Source organism: Bacillus cereus group sp. MG4 (genome assembly GCF_040460055.1).
Classification (GTDB): Bacteria; Bacillota; Bacilli; order Bacillales; family Bacillaceae_G; genus Bacillus_A; species Bacillus_A wiedmannii.
This window is the reverse complement of record NZ_JARVGZ010000001.1, coordinates 269,551-287,919: the sequence shown is the minus strand read 5'-3', so window position 1 is coordinate 287,919 and position 18,369 is coordinate 269,551. Positions and strand designations below refer to the sequence as shown.

Sequence of the window (18,369 nt, the reverse complement as noted above, 5' to 3'; positions counted from 1 at the left end):
TATTACATCTCCCCTCATTCGATTACTAGTAAGTTAGAGCCAATTTTAAAATCAGCTTCTGTATGTTGTTTTATATCTTCCACTGTGTATGGACTCATTAATTCTTGTAAAACGAGTCCACCCTGCGTCACTTCCATAACTGCCATATCCGTAATAATTAAATCTACACATTTCTTTGAAGTTAATGGTAATGTACACTCCGAAACAATTTTTGCATTTCCGTATTTATCGACATGATTCATCACAACAACGACCCGCTTCGCTTTTTGTGCCAAATCCATCGCTCCCCCAATACCTGGAACGCGTTTTCCTGGTACAATCCAGTTCGCTAAATCACCATTCTCACTTACTTGTAATGAACCAAGAATCGTTATGTCTAATAAACCTTTTCGAATCATCCCAAACGCTGTGCAACTATCAAAATAACTCGCTCCTGTAATAAGAGAAGTCGGTAAACCTGCTGCGTTACATAAATTTTCGTCTTCGTTCCCTTTTCTTGGCGTAGGTCCCATACCTACAATTCCATTTTCCGCATGAAACATAACGTTTATATCGTCAGAAAGATGATTCGGTACAAGCGATGGTATACCAATACCTAAATTTACAATCATACCATTTTGTATTTCTTTCGCCGCGCGCCTAGCAATCTTATCTCTCACTTCTATGCCCATACCCATTTCCAATTCACTCCTTCCGACGGTACGATATAATTTACAAATACTCCTGGGACAACAATTTCTTCTGGATCTAAACTTCCAAGTGGAACGATTTCTTCTGCTTCTACAATCGTTATATCCCCTGCCATAGCTACGTGAGGATTCATATTACGAGCACTTTTATCAAACACAAGATTACCAAACGGATCCGCTTTTTTCGCATATACAATTGCAACCTCAGCAGTTAATGCTGTTTCAACTAAATATGTCTTGCCATTCATTTCAACTGTACGTTTTCCCTCTTCTACAATCGTATCAACACCTACATCAACTAATACACCTCCAAGTCCTACACCACCAGCGCGAATACGCTCTGCTAATGTTCCTTGAGGAGAAAACTCGATTTGTAACCTTCCTTCGTTTAGCTGTCTTCCTGCATTTGGATTTGAACCAATATGTGAAGTAATTAATGATTTTACTCTTTCATTCGTAACAAGACGACCGATTCCTACATCAGGAAATCCCGTGTCATTTCCTATTAAATTTAAATTTGTAACTCCTTTTTCTAAAATCGCCTGTATTAAAGATGGAGGGGATCCAATCCCCCCAAATCCTCCAAACATTAATGTCATATCATCGTGGAACAAAGAAATTACTTCCTCTATCTCTTTTAATTTATCGAATGTATTCGTAATAGTTGTCATGCGATACTATGCCCTCCTTTTTGCATCATTTCTTCTACACTTTTTGCAAAAATTGAAAGTAATTCATCTAACTCGGAATATGTAGTTGTCATCGGCGGTGCTACAAGCAGTGCACTATCTTCTTTTCCTGCTTGCCCTGAAACAGCTTGGTATAAAAGAAGACCATTTTTAGCTGCAACCGAAATAAGTTCCGACGCTTTTGTAAACGGTTGCAATTCTACTCCAATCAGCAACCCTTTTCCGCGCACATCAGCAATGATTGTCGATTGTTGCTGAATTTTCTGTAGTCCTTTTATTAAATACTCTCCCTTTTCTGCTGTTTTTTCAGGTAGATTATGTTTCTCCATATATTCAATAACAGCTAGAGCTGTTGCTGCAGATAATGGATTTGCACTTAACGTATGCCCACTCATTACAGAACGCGATCCACGTAAAATTGGCTCCATAACACGGTCACTTACAATCGTCGCTGCCATCGGTGTATATCCAGCTCCTAAACCTTTACCAAGAGTCATAATATCCGGTTCTACACCCCAATGCTCCATCGCAAACCATGCGCCAGTACGACCAAGCCCTGTCATTACTTCATCAGCAATAAATAAAATATCGTAATGACTACAAATATCTTTAATGACTTTATAATATTCTTTCGGCGGAACGACTGCTCCTCCAGCTGCTCCGATAATCGGTTCAGCGATAAAAGCTGCGATATGTTCTGCACCAATTCTTTCAATTGATCTTTCTAGTTCAGTCGCACAAGCAAGCTGACAAGTTGGATATACCTTTTGCACCGGACATCTAAAACAATATGGAGCTGGAATAGTTGGATAATCTTCTAAAATTGACACGAAACGTTGTCTGCGCAGTGGATGCCCAGACATTGATAAGGCTCCCATCGTAATACCGTGATAACTCATCCATCGTGACAAAATTTTATGCTTCCCTTGAATACCTCGCTCTTGAAAATGCTGGATTGCAATTTTCATAGCTGTTTCATTTGCTTCCGTACCACTATTCACAAAAAAGCTCCAGTTCAAATCTCCTACACTTAAATCGCTTAATTTCTTCGCTAATTTTTCAGCTGGTTCACTCGTGAACTGTGATCTATAAACGAAAGCAATCTCCTCTGCTTGCTTTTTTATAACATCTGCAATCTCCTTTACGCCATGCCCAATACCTGCCGTAATTGCCCCTGACGAGCCATCAAAATATTTATTTCCGTTTTGATCATACAAATACACACCTTTTCCATGTGAAATCATTGGATACGGCTGACCAACAAGTGGTTTAATTAAGTAATCGCGCATAGCGCTCCCCCATTTCTCCAATTTGTATATATATATGAAGAAAATTGACGTTTCTTTCATAAAAAAGAACCTTCTGCGAAAGCAGTGATTTTATCAAAAAACTATTATAAAATATACAAATGAGTGCTAAATATTAATTTAGAAAACAGAAAATTCGGAACTTAAAACGAAGACCAACCCTTATCTATACGCTCCAATAACCCTCCTTTATATAAAATAAACGCTTCACTACATATTTTCTTAACATAATATCAGCTTCCCTCAATTGCCGACATTCTGTAAACTTCGACGAAACTCCCTTTAAACTCCTTCCTATTCTCCTACTTTATATTGCATATTTTCAAACAAATATCGACAATTAATCCTACTAAATGCATAGCAATTATTTTTATAGAAACCTATATTTCACATACATTCTCCTCCGTTTTATACAATAAAAAAAGAACCGATTAACCACATTAATCAGTTCGGCACGACGCTCTTTTATCGGTTAATACTGCCACTTGCTAACGTAAATAGAAAAAATAATGTTACAAATTCAAAATTCATCCTACATCGTAAAGCACAAAACCTTCCATAACTCCATTCACAATTCCTTTTTGGATATCCCCATCCCAATATTTTATTCCTTTCCTTATATTTAAACTACCTTTCCTTTATAATTTATGTAGGACAATTATCACTTTGTATGTGTATTTGCCCATTATTAAAAAAATCCCTAGTTTCCTAAGGATTTTTGGACATGTTTTCGATATGTTACTTCATACGCTCTTAAGTTTTTTTATTTCGAAATATACATTGTAATCGGTACATCATCATCCAACATAGATGATATATTGCTGTATACTCTAGAAAATTATAAGGCTCTTTCGCCTAAAAAACACTTATCCATAAGCAATACTCTTTATTAATTTTCAACTTTTCTCCTTCAAAAAACAATTTTTTCGCATAACCTCTTTCTTGTTAAGCATATAGTTTTAATGATGACAAAGGAGGAATATTCATGTCTCAATCTGAAATCGAAAAATATGGACAAGAAGCTGCACGTTACGAACAGCTCGCTCGTTACTATCAATTTAAAAATCCGAAAAAATATGTAGAACTATATATGAAATATTACGATGCGCTTACGAAACTGGTACAGGCGTATGAAAAAAGAGATTCACAAGAAGCTGCTTTACCGTCACACATACGTTTTTTTCACTCTGCTTCAAATACACCTGCGGTTGACATTTTAGTAAACGGGCAAAAGGTTATTAAAAATATTTCATTTATACAATTTAGTCCCTATTTAACATTAGTGCAAGGTAAATACCGTATAGATATTGTCCCTGTTGGAAATGAAACTCCCATCTTTTCAGCTTTAGTACCAATAATGGGGAATCACACTTATACTTTTTCCGCAATAAATAGTGATAATCATCTACAATTACAACCTATGCTTGATAATACACATTTACCAGCTGGTCAAGCAAAAATACGCTTTGCACATTTTTCTCCAGATACCCCTGTTGTAAATGTAGATTTAAAAGGTGGAGATCATTTATTTGAAAATGTACTCTTTAAACAAATAACAGATTTTTTGGAAGTTAGTCCTGGTACAGCAGATATTGAAGTTTCACTCGCCGATAATCCCAGCGTCTTACTAACTATACCGAATTTCAAAGTCGAACCGAACATCATATATACAATTTCACTTTTAGGTTATTCAACTAAAGATCCTAAATTAGAAGCCGTTATACTTACGAATTAAAACAGTCTACACCATTCATTTGGTGTAGACTGTTTATTTTTGAAATACAATTTGAAATTCTGTCCATTCGTTATCTGAACGGCACATGATAGACCCATTATGTTTTTCTACAATTTGTTTACATACAAATAATCCAATACCAGTTCCTAACTTTTTAGTAGTTACAAATGGTTCGAAAATCATTTCTACACTTTCAGCTGGAATCATTGGCCCATTATTTTTTATCACAATTCGAATCGATTGATCTTCTTCAAATACATCAATGATAATTTTCCGTTCTTCTTTCATTGATTCTAGAGCGTCAATTGAGTTCATTAATATATTTAAAAATACTTGTCTCACTTCACTCCGATAGCCAACAAGTGGAATTGGATACGGTAAATTCTTTTCAATTGAAACATTTGCATTGACCAAACTCGGATATAAGAACTGTATAATATCTTGAAACAAATCATTAAGCCAAAATTGTTCTGATTCATTCCACATTTCTTTTTTCGATACGAGTAAAAATTGCGAAATACGAAAATTTAATTGGTCTAATTCATGCGAAATAATATCTAAATAAGATAAACTTGGATGATCTGCCTTTAATAATTTAACAAATCCCATAATTGAAGTGAGTGGGTTACGGAATTCATGTACAAAACTTGCTGACATTTGCCCTAAAATCGTCAGCCTTTCTTTATGTGTTTCGTTAATATATTGCTGTTTTTCCTCTAAATTTTTTGATATAATTTCCGAGTATTTTAAAACAGTATAATAAATTAATTTATCAAAACAAGTATGTATTTGGGCCATAATCGGTTTCAATTCACGTGCGCTAACATCTAATTCACACATCGCTTCGAAAAGTTCATTTCTTCCCACATTTGCATTATAAACAAAGTCTCCAATATTCGCATCTGCCCCTGCACGTTCAATAGCAATTTTCTCGCATAATGGCTGAAGATAATCTATATCTTTTTCTTCCATAGTAAGTTCGATAATTAACTCTAATAAATCCTCTCCATTTTGAACTGCTTCTAGTTTAAATGGATCTTTATCGGAAATTATCATTTTGTTTTTCCAGTTCTCAACGAATTGGTGCCTGTTGTTTTTCAAGTGCGAACAAAATACTTCTTTAATATCCTTATCGATTGGAAAAACCCCCATTCCCTCCATTTCCATGCGACGAACACCCTTTATATTTTGAATATTAACACAAAAAATGCGATTCGTTAATAGATTATTGTCACATTTTGTTAATATGTGTTGATAAAATTTTTAATGTCTTTATTAATTGTTTAGATTGATACATTCCATTTTCCTTCCTTTCATTCAAAGTTTTTTACATTCGATGCGACTTTTTTTTGCATCCTGCTTCATTCTTTCGTACAATAGAAAATGAAAGGTGTGAAAAATATGGTAAATAAAAATGTGGAAGATTATCTCCAAGAAGGCATTTACGGCCAAAAGCAGAACAAACCAGAAGAACGTAATATGTATTTAACTACGTTACGTGAGCGTGTAGAAATCGCTTTAACTATCGGTCAAGTAATGCAAAGTAATGTATATTCTGAAGTAGCTAGTAGCATGCGCTCTTCTCAATCATTACAAATATTCCTAAATGGTGGCATTGCTTACCCACATTTATCAAAATACATTAAATTAGCAAATGAAAAAAATGTTCCTTTTACAATTGTTCAAAATAAAGGCATAGAAACACCAATCGGTTTAGTATTATCTCATAGCACTGCTGTTGACAAAGAACAAATTTATGTAGAAGATGCTATTTTCAAACAAGAAATGAAGTAAAAGGTACACTTGGTTAAATTAAATCGTTCCGAGAAATGTAAAACAAACAATAAAAAAACGAGTATGGAATCGTAAACATTTCCAGCTCGTTTTTTATTAGGATGTTTAAGCTCGATCTACTTTATTTTTTAATACACACTAATTTCATTTCTGTCATTTCTTCTATTGCATATTTAATTCCTTCACGCCCAGTACCACTTTCCTTAACACCACCGTAAGGCATATGATCTACCCTAAACGTTGGAATATCATTAATCATGACACCACCAACCTCTAGCTCATCAATTGCACGCATTGCTTTAAACAAATTATTTGTAAACACACCTGCTTGTAGACCGTAACGTGAATGATTTACTTGCTCAATTGCCTCATCAAATTCTTTAAATGTATTTACTGTCATGAGTGGACCAAATACTTCTTGGCACTGAACAGATACATACTCTGGAACATTTGTTAATACAGTTGGTTCAAAAATCCTTGCATCACGTTTCTTACCACCGTATAAAACAGTAGCACCTTCCTTAATAGCTTCTTGCACCCAAATTTCTATTCGCTCTACATCTTTTTTCGAAATTAAAGCCGATACGTCCGTTTCTTCCAGCAATGGATCACCAACAACAACTGTTTCCATCGCTATCTTTAGCTTTGAAAGAAATTCATCCATTCTCTTTTCATGTACAAAAACACGTTGTACCGAAATACAAACTTGTCCATTGTTTACATATGCTCCCCATTTTACACGTTCAATTACTTCATCTGTTAATTCTACATCTTCATCAATAATAACAGCAGCATTTGATCCCAGTTCCAACGTAACTCGCTTTAACCCAGCCTTTGCCTTAATTCCAATTCCAACTTTTGGACTTCCCGTAAAAGTAATGGAAGCAACATCATCATTTGTAACTATCGCCTCACCTACAGTTGAACCGGGACCAGAAATAATATTTAAAGCTCCTTTTGGCAATCCTGCCTCTTCAAATAATTCAACTAATGCGTAAGACGATAATGGCGTTTGATCAGCTGGTTTTAACACAACTGTATTTCCGGCAGCAATTGCAGGGCCGACTTTATGTGCCACTAAATTTAATGGGAAATTAAATGGTGTAATAGCTCCTATAACCCCTATCGGTTTTCGTATTGTGTATGCAATACGCCCATCTGCACCAGGTGCTGCATCAAGTGGCAGTGTCTCGCCGTATATACGCTTCGCTTCTTCCGCTGCAAATTTGTATGTCTGAACGGTACGATCTACTTCTCCCCTCGCAGCACGAATTGGTTTTGCAGCCTCTTTTGCAATAATCTCTGCAAATTCTTCTCTTCTTTCATCCATTTTTTGTGCAACCTTCTCTAAAATAGTCGCACGATCATATGCAGATAATGTATTCATTTTTTTCATTGCATTTTTTGCAGCAGTAACAGCCTCTTGTACATCTTCTTCCGTTCCTTGTGCAATTTCCGCTAACGTTTCTTCAGAATATGGTGCGTATAATGGTTTATAAGTGTTTACAGACTTCCAATCTCCATTTATATATAAATGCTTTTTCATAACTCTTCCCCTTCCAAATATATGTATACAACAATATTTCACCTAGTGAAAGGTCTGACTTATGCCATTGTATCATAGCTCTTATTCTGCCAAAAACATTATGCTCAAAAAAACCCTGCCATATAGCAGAGTCTACGAACTAATTTGTTCTTGAAATGGAATTTGTTTTTCATCTTCTAAAATAACAATTGATTCTACAGTTTTTGTAACTTCTAATCTCTTTATATAGTGTCCATCTAATTCTTTTACACAAAACTTATAATTTTCAATTTCAATGAAATCCTCTTCAGCAATTTCTATATTCTTCGTTAAAATCCAACCACCGATTGTATCAACACCATTATCATCAATTGTTAAACCTAATAACGTATTCACTTCACTAACAAGCACTTTTCCCTCTAGTATTGTTTTCGTTTCACTAACTTGTTGAATTTCTGGCTGTTCATCCGTATCAAACTCATCTTGAATATCTCCCACTATTTCTTCTAAAATGTCTTCAACTGTAACAAGTCCAGACGTACCACCATATTCATCTATCAATATAGCAATATGCGTTCTTTCTTTTTGCATTTTTAAAAATAAGTCGTGTATTGGGATAGAGTCGATAACTAAAATGATTGGCCTAATATATTGCTCTACTTTCTTATTACTTACTGCATTATGCTGCACAAAATCTGTGAAAATATCTTTAAAGTTTACAAAGCCTATTACGTGATCTTTGTCCCCATCTACAACTGGATATCTCGTATATTTTTCCCGAGACATTTTTTGCAAAGCTTCTTCAGCAGGCATTTCTTTACTTATAATATGCATCTCAGTTCGGGGTACCATTATTTCTTTCGCTATACGATCATCAAATTCAAAAATTTTATTTACATATTTATATTCAGATTGATTAATCTCTCCGTTTTTGTAACTTTCTGAAACTAACAACCGTAATTCTTCTTCTGAATGAACCTCATCGTGCCCTTTCGGTGGTTTCAGCCCTAACAACTTCGTAATAATTCGGGCTGATCCATTTAGGATCCAAATAAATGGAAACGCCATACGATAAAAGAAAATTAACGGTTTAGCAACAAACAAACTCACTTGTTCAGCTTTTTGAATCGCGAATGTTTTTGGGGCCAATTCCCCTATTACAACATGTAAAAATGTAATAAACAAAAACACTAAAATTACAGCAAAAATGTCTGCTAGTTGAGTAGAAATGTTCAAATTTACAAAAAGCGTGTCAAACATTTGCTTTAACGCCGGTTTACCAAACCACCCAATCCCCAGAGCTGTAACTGTTATTCCTAGCTGACAAGCAGATAAATATTCGTCTAAGTTTGTAATGACTGTTTTGACAGATGTTGCGCGATTATTTCCTTCTGCAATTAAATAGTCAATTCGTGAACTTCGCACTTTAACAATTGCAAATTCTGCTGCGACGAAAAATGCCGTTAAGGCAATTAAAACAATCACTATACTTATACTATATATGTCCAAATACTTCTCCTTACCTACATTGTAAGCAAGGAAGCCACCTCCTACTTAATTTTATTCAAGTGAAGTAAGCATTCTAATACTCTAAAAAAATTCTACATTAGCAACCACCTTTTTATATATTATATGCATACATAAAAAAGATATTTATCATTATGATAATCTAATTCATTTCCCTTAGTCAAATAGTTCTAAATCTTAAGACAAAGTATTTTATATAAACGATATATTCTTCACAGCTTCATTTCGTGAAAAAACACTTTCTTTGCCGATTCCACACTTCTTTTGTCACACTAGAAGGGAACTTCCTTCATAGATCGAAATCATTCAACAGGATATATATAGGAGGGATTATTTTGGAATATAAAACACCATTTATCGCAAAAAAATTAGGTGTTAGCCCAAAGGCTGTTGTCCGGATTGCACAACAATTAAATCTTACGATAGAAAAAAATAAATATGGTCACTTTATTTTCACACAAGAAGATTTAGATCAAATGTTAGAATTCCATCTTTCACAAATAGAGCAGTCTCAAAACTCTCACCCTACTCAAAAAACATCATCAAATGATGTTGAAGAATTAAAAACTCAAGTAAATACAATTGTTCAAGACAAATCATCACATGAATTTGAGCAATTAGCAGCTCAATTAAACACTATTACGAGAAGGCTAGATCGAATGGAAGAACAAATGCAAGATAAGGCAAATGATGTTGTTACGTACCAACTTTTACAACATCGCCGTGAAATGGAGGAAATGTTAGAGCGAATTCAAAAGCTAGAAGCTTCCCTGAAGAAAGAAGAACCAATATATATTACTCCCGATTCAAAACCAGCATATGAACGAGAAAAGAAGCCGAAGCGCCGCAAAATGATTTTTAGTATATTTGGATTATAATTTTTAGACCCTTATTAAAATAATAAGGGTCTTTTTTCATGAAGAATGACTTCATATTAAAATAGCATTCTCTTTATTATATATATTCATTTCGCTTTATTTTGTTAACATAATATTTTTACTGTATTCTGCGATTAATGCCTGTGCATGAGCATTCCCTTGAATCACATCTCGAAATTCTTTTAAAGAATACAAATGCGTAGCCCCTTTTCGGGCATGAATTCGCACTGGTACACCTTGTAAAGTATCATGAAACTGAAATGGCTTATCTACCGGTTCAATTGGGAAACTGAGTGTTAATAAATACATATACATTCTTTTTGTCACTGCTGCAATATACCATTCTGCTTTCGTTTCTAATGCATGCATAAATAAAATAGCTGTTAGTCTTTTGAAGTGTCCTCTCCCACGAGACGTTTTCGCAATACTCAACTTGCCTATTTCATACACATTTTTCAAATCTTTCACTAAATCATTTTTAGAAAACGGATAGAAAAACTCAGAATTCGATTGCTCTGGTTCCGTATACTTAATACATTCTACTGTACCAATATGATGTTCATCTTCTATTAATAAAAATCGTGATGGATTTAAATTACGTTCTACGAACATTAAGTTTCTTTCTTCACAAAAATCTCCCCATAGTTGCTCGAACCAAAAATGTTCTTCTTTTGTTTGAACACGCTGGAACATATTTACCCGCCTTTCCCATCGCCGCTCTGTTTTTGATAACGCTTTCACTATCTATCATATAAGAACAAATCTTCGTATGCAACTAAAAATATTTATGACTTATTATATTCTGTAAAACGAATTAAATTCCATCTTAATCGTCTTTTATCCCTCATGTACCGTTCTTCTAACAACATACTTATATTACTTTCAAATTCAAATCGTATAAAGTTGTCTTCCATACAGCATATATTTCTTCTTAATCTAAAAAAATCCTTTATAAAAAAGGATTTTTTTACTTCTTCATGCTTTTTAACCACTTCTCAAAAATTTGTACCATTCCATGTTTTCCGGCTAATTTCTCTTCCCCTTGTTTCGTTTTATATGGATATAATTGCAAAAACACACCACATCCAGACTCAATTTTTTTACTATGCATATGACTTCCTGGATATACACAAATAACTTCATAAATGGCCCTTCGATAATAGACTCTCTTTCCATCCTGTTCTTCTACATATTTTATAGACCAGTACTTATACATTTGCTCAGTTGCCTTCGTATTTCCAACGTGCTGAAAAATGTTGTACATGGGGCTATACTTCACTTCAATAATAATAGAAGATTGATATACGTATTTCCCTTCTTCCTTTACATAACAGTCTAAGCGAATGTCTGGCTTCTTCGTATCTTCTCCATTATAAAAATTACTCCCTTTACTTAATGCAATAAGGGGATGAGTTTCAATTAAATCATTAAATGCGACATGTACTCTAATATCATCTCGGTGTAAAACTACTGTCGTTCCATCCTGTAATCCATCTACATAAAAATGTTCTTGAATTTGTTCACGAATGGAATTTCTAGCCTCAAAACCAATTTGCTCTAACATGGAAATAACGATAAAAAAAGCGTAATATTCATACACTAAAAATGTTGGTTTATAAACAAATAATAAAGATGGAGATTGTTCTGTATATTGTGGAAGTACATCTAAATGCTGTAGTAGTTGTTGATGTGGTATCGGTAAATTATGTGAGTACATGTTACCTGTTTCGGAAACTTCTCTCCAAAATGGAGAATGCATTAAAGTTTGAAAGTATTGTACACTTTCATGTACAAAATGCGCTAATATTTTATATTCTTGTATCTTCATAGAGCTTTTTCGCAAATCCGCCTCTTTTAGTAAATGAATATTTTTATACTTTTGTTTCTCTCTATCGGTCACTGATCCATTACGCTCAATTGTTTGTATAATCGTTTTTACAGCTTGAAATTCTTCTGATTTCTTTCTTTTTGCTCTTTCTAATATTTCAATTGTTTGGCTCAAAAAACTTTCAGCTTCAAGTAAATAGAAATAAAATTGCATCGCTTTAAATTTAAGAAATGCATTTTCCTTACTATTTTTTTGTTCTATAAACTTACGATTATAATATTTTGCATACGGTTTTCTTTCCGCCACTATGGCTCCTTTTCTCGTTGCTTTCCGCTCTTTTTCTTCCCATTTATATTCATGTATAAATTTTGAACTCGATTCTATTTTCTTAAAAATTTGCTTTATCTTTTTCATTTTTTGCGGCAACTTTCTAAGTAACACTAAATAAGAAGAATCTTCAATATCACTAAGTGCAGAGAAAGTCTTTTTATAATAACCTCTATCTAAAATCAACTCATTCAAAATTGACTTTACATAGTTTTGAATCATTTCAAATTGATCATCAAAAAAATTTTTGGGAACGATTTGAAATGCGCCATAATACGTTCTATCTTCTATATTCACTTCAAAATGATATAATCCACAACGCCATGGATAAAAGAATTCCGTTTTTCCATGTTCATATATTAATACCTTTTGTTTTTTTTCATTTATTTCATATTTTGACTCTTTTATATTTTTCTGTCCCTCATATACTTTATTCCATATAAAAGTAATATTCATTGGACTTTCATAATGGTAATGTAATCTAATTGGTTTTAATTCTTGTACTTTATAAATACATTGAACTAATGCTGTAGTAGATGTACAAAGACGATTTAATAAAATATATTCCCCCTTTGCCTCAGTTCCAATAATTAACTTTAATACAAAAGGGAGCGTTTCTTTCGTATCAACGATTTCTGTTTCATATCGCCCTTCATTTTGCATAGCCATACAGCTCCAGTTCTCTACGCTTTTCTCTTATATATGCTAAAGAGTGTTCAAATGTAGATACTCTGTTTGCAAGTGGCGATTGCAAAAGAGGTAGTAATGTCGCCCCCCTTTTTACGTCTTCAGAAAGTAAAGACCCAACCATCATTTCAGTACCTCTTATTTTCGTCAATACACGTTGCTTAATTTGTAAATCAAATCCCTCTTCTCTACTGATCATATAGGAATGATTATTTTGGAACGGTATATTTTGCAAGTAAGTAGCGATTGCGTTTGCACATCGAAATGAAATTCCCTTTGACATATCATGTGATGACAATACAACATGTAACTTATCTAATAGTTCTAACTCTTCTTCAGAAAACACCTCAATCATCGCTTTATTCCTGACCCAGCTTATACGAAATTCTCCTGCAGTTACTTTCAGAGGTGGTTGTAATACAATTTTCTCTTGTTCCATACACATCTCACAAAACGGAATCTTTTGTAACGTTATTAAATTTGTCCGATCTAATAATCGATCTGAGAGTTCTTTCGTTGTTTCATCAAAATTTACTGTACCTACAAATATAATATTCTCACCAATTTCAATTGTTGATGGAATTGGATTTTCTTTTCCTTGTACACCTTCATACAAATTTAGAATACGGTTTTGCTTTTCAAGTTGAAGAACAGATAGAAATGGAGTAAACCAATGCTCAATATGTGACATATTCATTTCATCAAAAACGATTATATATAGTTGATTTTGATTTTCTTTTGCCTTCATTAACGCCCTAACTAATTTTGTTTCACTTTCAATAAAAGTACCATTTGGGTGAAGGTAACCAAGTAAATCATGTGGTTCTTGATACGATGGTGAAATCGGAATCCAAACCAATTCTTCCCCATACTGTAATCCAAGTGCTTCTGCATAAGCTTGCACAAATCGGGATTTCCCAGCGCCTGGTATACCACCTAGAATCGTCAACATATTTGTTTTCGCACTTATATGGAAATTATAAATGTCCGTTTCATCCAAATATAGCCCTTTATTACGTACAAAACTTTTTACATACTGTAAAAAGACGGATTCACGCTCATCCCATTCCCATTCATCCTTGTGCACTTTTATTTCCTCTACTTCTACATGCTTACCTTCCTCAGTCATTCGTTTTTTTAATTGCTCATACATGTGATTGCTTACAAAATACAATTGATCTTCTACCGCTATTTCCACATACTTCATCCAGTCATTTAAGTCTATATACTTACATTCCCGCTGCTGTTCAAAATATGCGATTGAACTAATTGATGATGACTTTAAAGATATATTTCCATATAACCTTCCATCTTGCCACAATAATTCGGGAGGCTCAAAGTCTTTCGGATATTTTGGCATTAGAAATGACAAATAGCCATTTCCAAGTTTTCTTTCTAAAGACTCTCCTTTTTTGTATTCGGAAACTTTAGGTACTGGAATCATTTTATAGCCATTGGCCATTTCTCGTGGTTCTTCTGCACAAATTAACTCCACGTATATATGTCCTCTTTCATAATAGAGACGAAACATAACCAATTGCTTTTCTAATTTTCTTTTCTTTAATTCCGAAAAGACTTTTTCATTCTTTTTATTGTTACATAAACCTTCAAATACGTATGGTTCATTTTTTAATTGCTCTTGTAACGTGAATGGTATTGGCGATAGGCATTGTACAAAGAAGTTCTCTCCATTCTTCTCTCTCTCTGCTTTTGTAAACTTTCCGATAAACCTCATATAGTACATTCTTTTTATAAAACTTGGTTGAAGAGCTTTATGTAATCTCACCTTCGTCACCTTCTTTTTTTCATACTATTCTTAGTGTATGAAAGAAACGAAAAACTAGAAACAAAAAACCTGACGTTATCCGTCAGGTTCAAAATTAAAACGTATATTAATGAGATGGAAATGCTTTTTTCTCTTGTAAAATGGCATTATGAGCAATTTTCATTTTAGCAAGTACATATCGCAATCGATTTTCAGCGTTTTCATCTGTATTTTGCTGTAATTCCGCCAAATTCTCTACAGCACTCGCTAAATTTTCAATCACTCCTCGTAGTTCAGGATGATGATTAAAAAAGGATTCTTGCACTAATACTTTCCTTACTTCACTCGCTAAATCAACAATTCTGGTTAACTGTTCTTTTTCTTCCATTTTCATCCCTCCTGAATATCTTATGTATTAAATATTCTCTAGACAAAGAAAAAAGCCCTTTATTTAAAAGGACTTTTACATTTTTATATTTCCAGTTAATAACATATAAAGTGATGTGATAGCTGCGATAACAATTGCCCACATTACATATCTCTCAATACCTTTAAAACAACGATTTCCTTTTTCTTTTCTTGCATACATGTAAACAATAATCCCAATTCCATACACGATTGAAACAAGTAATAAATTTTTCAAACCCGCTGCATATAGAAGCCATACAGAATAAGTAGAAGCAATTAAAGCTAACGAGCCGTTTTTTACTTTTGCATCTTTTAGTTCGTTTGTAATAACTAATTTAAATTGGAATAACGCTGATAATAAATATGGTACTAAAATTGATGTTGAAGCAATGAAATACATAATTTGATATGTTGATTCTGAAAACAGAACGATTATAAATATAATTTGGGCAACGCCATTTGAGATCCATAATGCCATATGTGGCGTTTGTTTTTTATTTGTTTTCGTAAAGACTTTCGGAAACACGCCATCTTTTCCTGCTACGTGGGAAATTTCAGAAACAAGTAAAAACCAGCCTATTAATGTACCTACAAGTGAAGCAACTAACCCAATGTTAATCGCAACCGCGCCCCAAGTCCCAACAACATGTTCTAATACATGTCCCATTGACGGGGTTTCTAACACGGAAAGCTCTCCTCTTGTCATCGCTCCCATAGACAAAACAGAAATTAAAATATAAATAGACATTACTAAAATAAGTCCAAGTACTGTCGCTTTACCAACATCTCGGCTATTTTTCGCTCTACCAGATAATACAACCGCTCCTTCAACCCCAATGAAAACCCAAAGAGTTACAAGCATTGTATTTTTCACTTGACCAAGTATAGAGGAAACTGAGATCGTTCCTTCTCCCCAAAAATCATGTGTAAATGTATCCCAGCGAAACGCTGTTACCATTACAACAATAAATAATACGATTGGAACTAATTTCCCTATCGTTGCAATAACATTCATAATAGATGCTTCACGAATTCCAAATAAAATTAGAAAATGAAGTGTCCATAATAAAAGTGATGCACCAACGATAGACGCAACATTATTTCCACCTTTAAAAATGGGGAAGAAATAACCTAATGTACTAAACAGTAACATGATTGTTGCAACGTTTCCTAAAATTCCTGCTAGCCAATATCCCCAAGCACTGTTAAATCCGATATATTCTCCGAAACCAGCACGTGCATAACTATAAATCCCGCCCTCAAGCTCTGGTTTTTGTCTTGCTAACGTTTGATATACGAGCGCGAGTGGAATCATTCCCATCGCTGTAATACACCAGCCAATTATTATAGAGCCGCTATTTGCTCCTACTGCTAAATCATGCGGTAAACTAAAAACACCGCCACCAACCATTGTTCCGACTACTAATGCAATTAATGGAAAAAATCCTAACTTCTTTTCTATTTGTACCACCCCATCTGTCATTCTAGGTGTTATGTTCGTTCAACTATTAAAGTCACCTTTTTCTCTAATAGACGTTTCTCTTATATTTTTTCAGGAAAACATTACTTATTCTAAAAGAAAATGAAGAAAAATGGAATACTTTTTTGAAAAAATGTATAAGTATGCACAAAAAAACCGGTCATTTTGTAATGAACGGTCATTTCATACATATAAATTTGTATATTTCTTGTAAAATTAACGAAGTAAATTCTCTTTTTGTAAAAATTGTTTCGCAACTTCTTCACTACTTTTTCCATTCACATTTACTTCATAATTCATTTTTCGCATTTCTTCATCTGTAATCTTCCCAGATAATGTATTTAATACTTTTTCAAGTTCAGGATATTTCTGTAACGTCTCTTTTCTTAATAATGGTGCACCTTGGTACGGTGGGAATAACCCTTTATCATCTTTTAGCACTGTCAGTCCATACTGCTCCAGTTCACTATCAGTTGAATATGCATCGATTACGTTAACATCCCCTGATTGAATTGCACTATAACGTAGTTTCGGTTCCATCGTTTTCACATTTAAAAACTTATAGTTATATAATTTTTGCATTCCTTTATAACCGTCTTCACGATCAGCAAATTCTAATGTGAATCCTACTTTAGCATCCTGTGCCATTTTTCCTAAATCAGAAATTGTATTTATATTACTTTGATCTGCTATTTTTTTCGGCATAGCTAGTGCATATGTATTGTTATACTCCATCGGCTTTAACATAACCATATTATATTTCTTTTCCATTCCAATGCGAGCCTGCTCATATACTTCATCCCGATTTGTGCTTTTTGGCTCTTCTTTCACGAAAGTAGATAAAGCTGTTCCCGAAAACTCAGGGTATATATCTACTTCTCCTGATTTCAATGCTTCAAATACAAATGCTGTTTTTCCAAGACCTGGTTTTAATTCTACATGTAAATCAGTATCCTGTTCAATAAGCTGCTTATACATTTGAATTAAAATTTCAGGTTCTGATCCAAGTTTTCCGGCAATAACAATATCTTTCTTTTGTGTGTTCCAAAGAAAGGGAGAAGCAATCATTATACAAGTAATACATATCGTCAATATAATACGCTTAGAAGAGCGTTTTGGACTCTCAAGTACTCGAAGTACTACATCAAAGAATAAAGCGAGTAACGCGGCTGGTACGGCCCCTAAAATGATAAGCGCATGATCATTTCGATCGATACCAAGTAATATGAGTTTTCCGAGCCCACCAGCACCTATAAGAGCAGCTAATGTAGCTGTTCCAACAATTAATACCATCGCCGTACGAATACCGGCCATAATAATTGGTAATGCAAGAGGAAGCTCTACCTTCCACAGTCTTCTCCAGCTATTCATCCCCATAGCTCTCGCTGCTTCGATTAAAGATTCATCTAACTCCCTTATTCCTGTATATGTATTTCGTAAAATAGGTAATAGTGCATACACAACTAATGCAATAATGGCCGGAAGTTTTCCAATTCCTACTAACGGAATTAAAAGTCCGAGTAATGCAAGTGATGGCACTGTCTGCATAACTGCAGAAGTTCCTATTATAAATTCAGCCATTCGTTGTTTTCTCGTTAATAAAATGCCAAGTGGCACCGCAATAATTACTGCAAAAAATAGTGAAATAAGCGATATTTGTAAATGCTCACTTAATGCAGTTAGTAATTCTATTTTTCGCTCTTGGAACGTTTGTATAAAATCAGTCACTG

15 protein-coding genes are annotated in these 18,369 nt (G+C 34.0%); 3 read left to right on the top strand and 12 right to left on the bottom strand.

What is annotated here, in order from left to right; all coding sequences use genetic code 11:
* Positions 1-14: 14 nt before the first annotated feature.
* The 3 genes from QCI41_RS01485 to QCI41_RS01475 are packed head-to-tail and all read right to left on the bottom strand — an operon-like array spanning position 15 to position 2,667.
* Entirely contained in the window at positions 15-677 is a 663-nt protein-coding gene (locus QCI41_RS01485) for a CoA transferase subunit B (protein ID WP_353838609.1), read from the bottom strand.
* On the bottom strand, positions 662-1,360 hold the full coding sequence (gene atoD, locus QCI41_RS01480; RefSeq protein ID WP_000208097.1) for an acetate CoA-transferase subunit alpha: 699 nt from the start codon (positions 1,358-1,360) through the stop codon (positions 662-664). The genes QCI41_RS01485 and atoD overlap by 16 nt, the downstream gene beginning before the upstream one ends.
* Complete coding sequence (locus tag QCI41_RS01475) at positions 1,357-2,667, bottom strand: aspartate aminotransferase family protein (protein ID WP_353838610.1); 1,311 nt, start codon at positions 2,665-2,667, stop codon at positions 1,357-1,359. The genes atoD and QCI41_RS01475 overlap by 4 nt, the downstream gene beginning before the upstream one ends.
* A 1,003-nt stretch (positions 2,668-3,670) precedes the next feature.
* Between QCI41_RS01475 and QCI41_RS01470 the strand changes: the two genes are divergently transcribed.
* Positions 3,671-4,420, top strand: coding sequence for a DUF4397 domain-containing protein (locus tag QCI41_RS01470; RefSeq protein WP_353838611.1), 750 nt, complete (start codon positions 3,671-3,673; stop codon positions 4,418-4,420).
* Between the two features lie 33 nt (positions 4,421-4,453).
* Here the strand turns inward: QCI41_RS01470 and QCI41_RS01465 are convergent, their stop codons facing one another.
* Complete coding sequence (locus QCI41_RS01465) at positions 4,454-5,587, bottom strand: BA2291 family sporulation histidine kinase (RefSeq protein ID WP_000425100.1); 1,134 nt, start codon at positions 5,585-5,587, stop codon at positions 4,454-4,456.
* Between the two features lie 234 nt (positions 5,588-5,821).
* Here QCI41_RS01465 and QCI41_RS01460 point away from each other — a divergent pair, with 234 nt between their 5' ends.
* Positions 5,822-6,214: a YueI family protein gene (locus QCI41_RS01460; RefSeq protein ID WP_000247570.1), complete on the top strand. Its 393-nt coding sequence runs from the start codon at positions 5,822-5,824 to the stop codon at positions 6,212-6,214.
* A gap of 121 nt (positions 6,215-6,335) precedes the next feature.
* Here QCI41_RS01460 and QCI41_RS01455 read toward each other — a convergent pair whose 3' ends face one another.
* Entirely contained in the window at positions 6,336-7,760 is a 1,425-nt protein-coding gene (locus QCI41_RS01455; protein ID WP_046955704.1) for an aldehyde dehydrogenase family protein, read from the bottom strand.
* 132 nt (positions 7,761-7,892) lie between these two features.
* Complete coding sequence (locus QCI41_RS01450) at positions 7,893-9,248, bottom strand: hemolysin family protein (protein WP_002108356.1); 1,356 nt, start codon at positions 9,246-9,248, stop codon at positions 7,893-7,895.
* A 353-nt stretch (positions 9,249-9,601) separates the two neighbouring features.
* Between QCI41_RS01450 and racA the strand changes: the two genes are divergently transcribed.
* On the top strand, positions 9,602-10,144 hold the full coding sequence (racA, locus tag QCI41_RS01445) for a chromosome-anchoring protein RacA (protein WP_088081104.1): 543 nt from the start codon (positions 9,602-9,604) through the stop codon (positions 10,142-10,144).
* 96 nt (positions 10,145-10,240) lie between these two features.
* On the opposite strand, the gene QCI41_RS01440 is transcribed toward racA, so the two are convergent.
* The 6 genes from QCI41_RS01440 to QCI41_RS01415 all read right to left on the bottom strand — a co-directional run bounded on the left by QCI41_RS01440 (position 10,241) and on the right by QCI41_RS01415 (position 18,367).
* On the bottom strand, positions 10,241-10,837 hold the full coding sequence (locus tag QCI41_RS01440; protein WP_353838612.1) for a hypothetical protein: 597 nt from the start codon (positions 10,835-10,837) through the stop codon (positions 10,241-10,243).
* Positions 10,838-11,111: 274 nt separating this feature from the next.
* The gene (locus tag QCI41_RS01435) at positions 11,112-12,962 is read right to left on the bottom strand and encodes a hypothetical protein (RefSeq protein WP_087980314.1); all 1,851 of its coding nucleotides are present in this window, start codon (positions 12,960-12,962) and stop codon (positions 11,112-11,114) included.
* Positions 12,952-14,772 carry an AAA family ATPase gene (locus QCI41_RS01430; protein ID WP_353838613.1) on the bottom strand — a complete coding sequence of 607 codons (1,821 nt, stop codon included), beginning with the start codon at positions 14,770-14,772 and terminating at the stop codon, positions 12,952-12,954. Before QCI41_RS01430 ends, QCI41_RS01435 begins: the two co-directional genes overlap by 11 nt.
* A 106-nt stretch (positions 14,773-14,878) precedes the next feature.
* Positions 14,879-15,139 carry a hypothetical protein gene (locus tag QCI41_RS01425; protein ID WP_060488652.1) on the bottom strand — a complete coding sequence of 87 codons (261 nt, stop codon included), beginning with the start codon at positions 15,137-15,139 and terminating at the stop codon, positions 14,879-14,881.
* Between the two features lie 75 nt (positions 15,140-15,214).
* Entirely contained in the window at positions 15,215-16,642 is a 1,428-nt protein-coding gene (locus QCI41_RS01420; protein ID WP_000129474.1) for a basic amino acid/polyamine antiporter, read from the bottom strand.
* Between the two features lie 213 nt (positions 16,643-16,855).
* Complete coding sequence (locus tag QCI41_RS01415; protein ID WP_353838614.1) at positions 16,856-18,367, bottom strand: ABC transporter permease/substrate-binding protein; 1,512 nt, start codon at positions 18,365-18,367, stop codon at positions 16,856-16,858.
* Between the last annotated feature and the right edge of the window lie 2 nt (positions 18,368-18,369).

Coding starts and splice junctions, on each gene's coding strand:
- QCI41_RS01485 (WP_353838609.1), bottom strand. CDS start 677: ATGGGTATGGGCATAGAAGTGAGAGATAAGATTGCTAGGCGCGCGGCG.
- atoD (WP_000208097.1), bottom strand. CDS start 1,360: ATGACAACTATTACGAATACATTCGATAAATTAAAAGAGATAGAGGAA.
- QCI41_RS01475 (WP_353838610.1), bottom strand. CDS start 2,667: ATGCGCGATTACTTAATTAAACCACTTGTTGGTCAGCCGTATCCAATG.
- QCI41_RS01470 (WP_353838611.1), top strand. CDS start 3,671: ATGTCTCAATCTGAAATCGAAAAATATGGACAAGAAGCTGCACGTTAC.
- QCI41_RS01465 (WP_000425100.1), bottom strand. CDS start 5,587: ATGGAAATGGAGGGAATGGGGGTTTTTCCAATCGATAAGGATATTAAA.
- QCI41_RS01460 (WP_000247570.1), top strand. CDS start 5,822: ATGGTAAATAAAAATGTGGAAGATTATCTCCAAGAAGGCATTTACGGC.
- QCI41_RS01455 (WP_046955704.1), bottom strand. CDS start 7,760: ATGAAAAAGCATTTATATATAAATGGAGATTGGAAGTCTGTAAACACT.
- QCI41_RS01440 (WP_353838612.1), bottom strand. CDS start 10,837: ATGTTCCAGCGTGTTCAAACAAAAGAAGAACATTTTTGGTTCGAGCAA.
- QCI41_RS01435 (WP_087980314.1), bottom strand. CDS start 12,962: ATGCAAAATGAAGGGCGATATGAAACAGAAATCGTTGATACGAAAGAA.
- QCI41_RS01425 (WP_060488652.1), bottom strand. CDS start 15,139: ATGGAAGAAAAAGAACAGTTAACCAGAATTGTTGATTTAGCGAGTGAA.
- QCI41_RS01420 (WP_000129474.1), bottom strand. CDS start 16,642: ATGACAGATGGGGTGGTACAAATAGAAAAGAAGTTAGGATTTTTTCCA.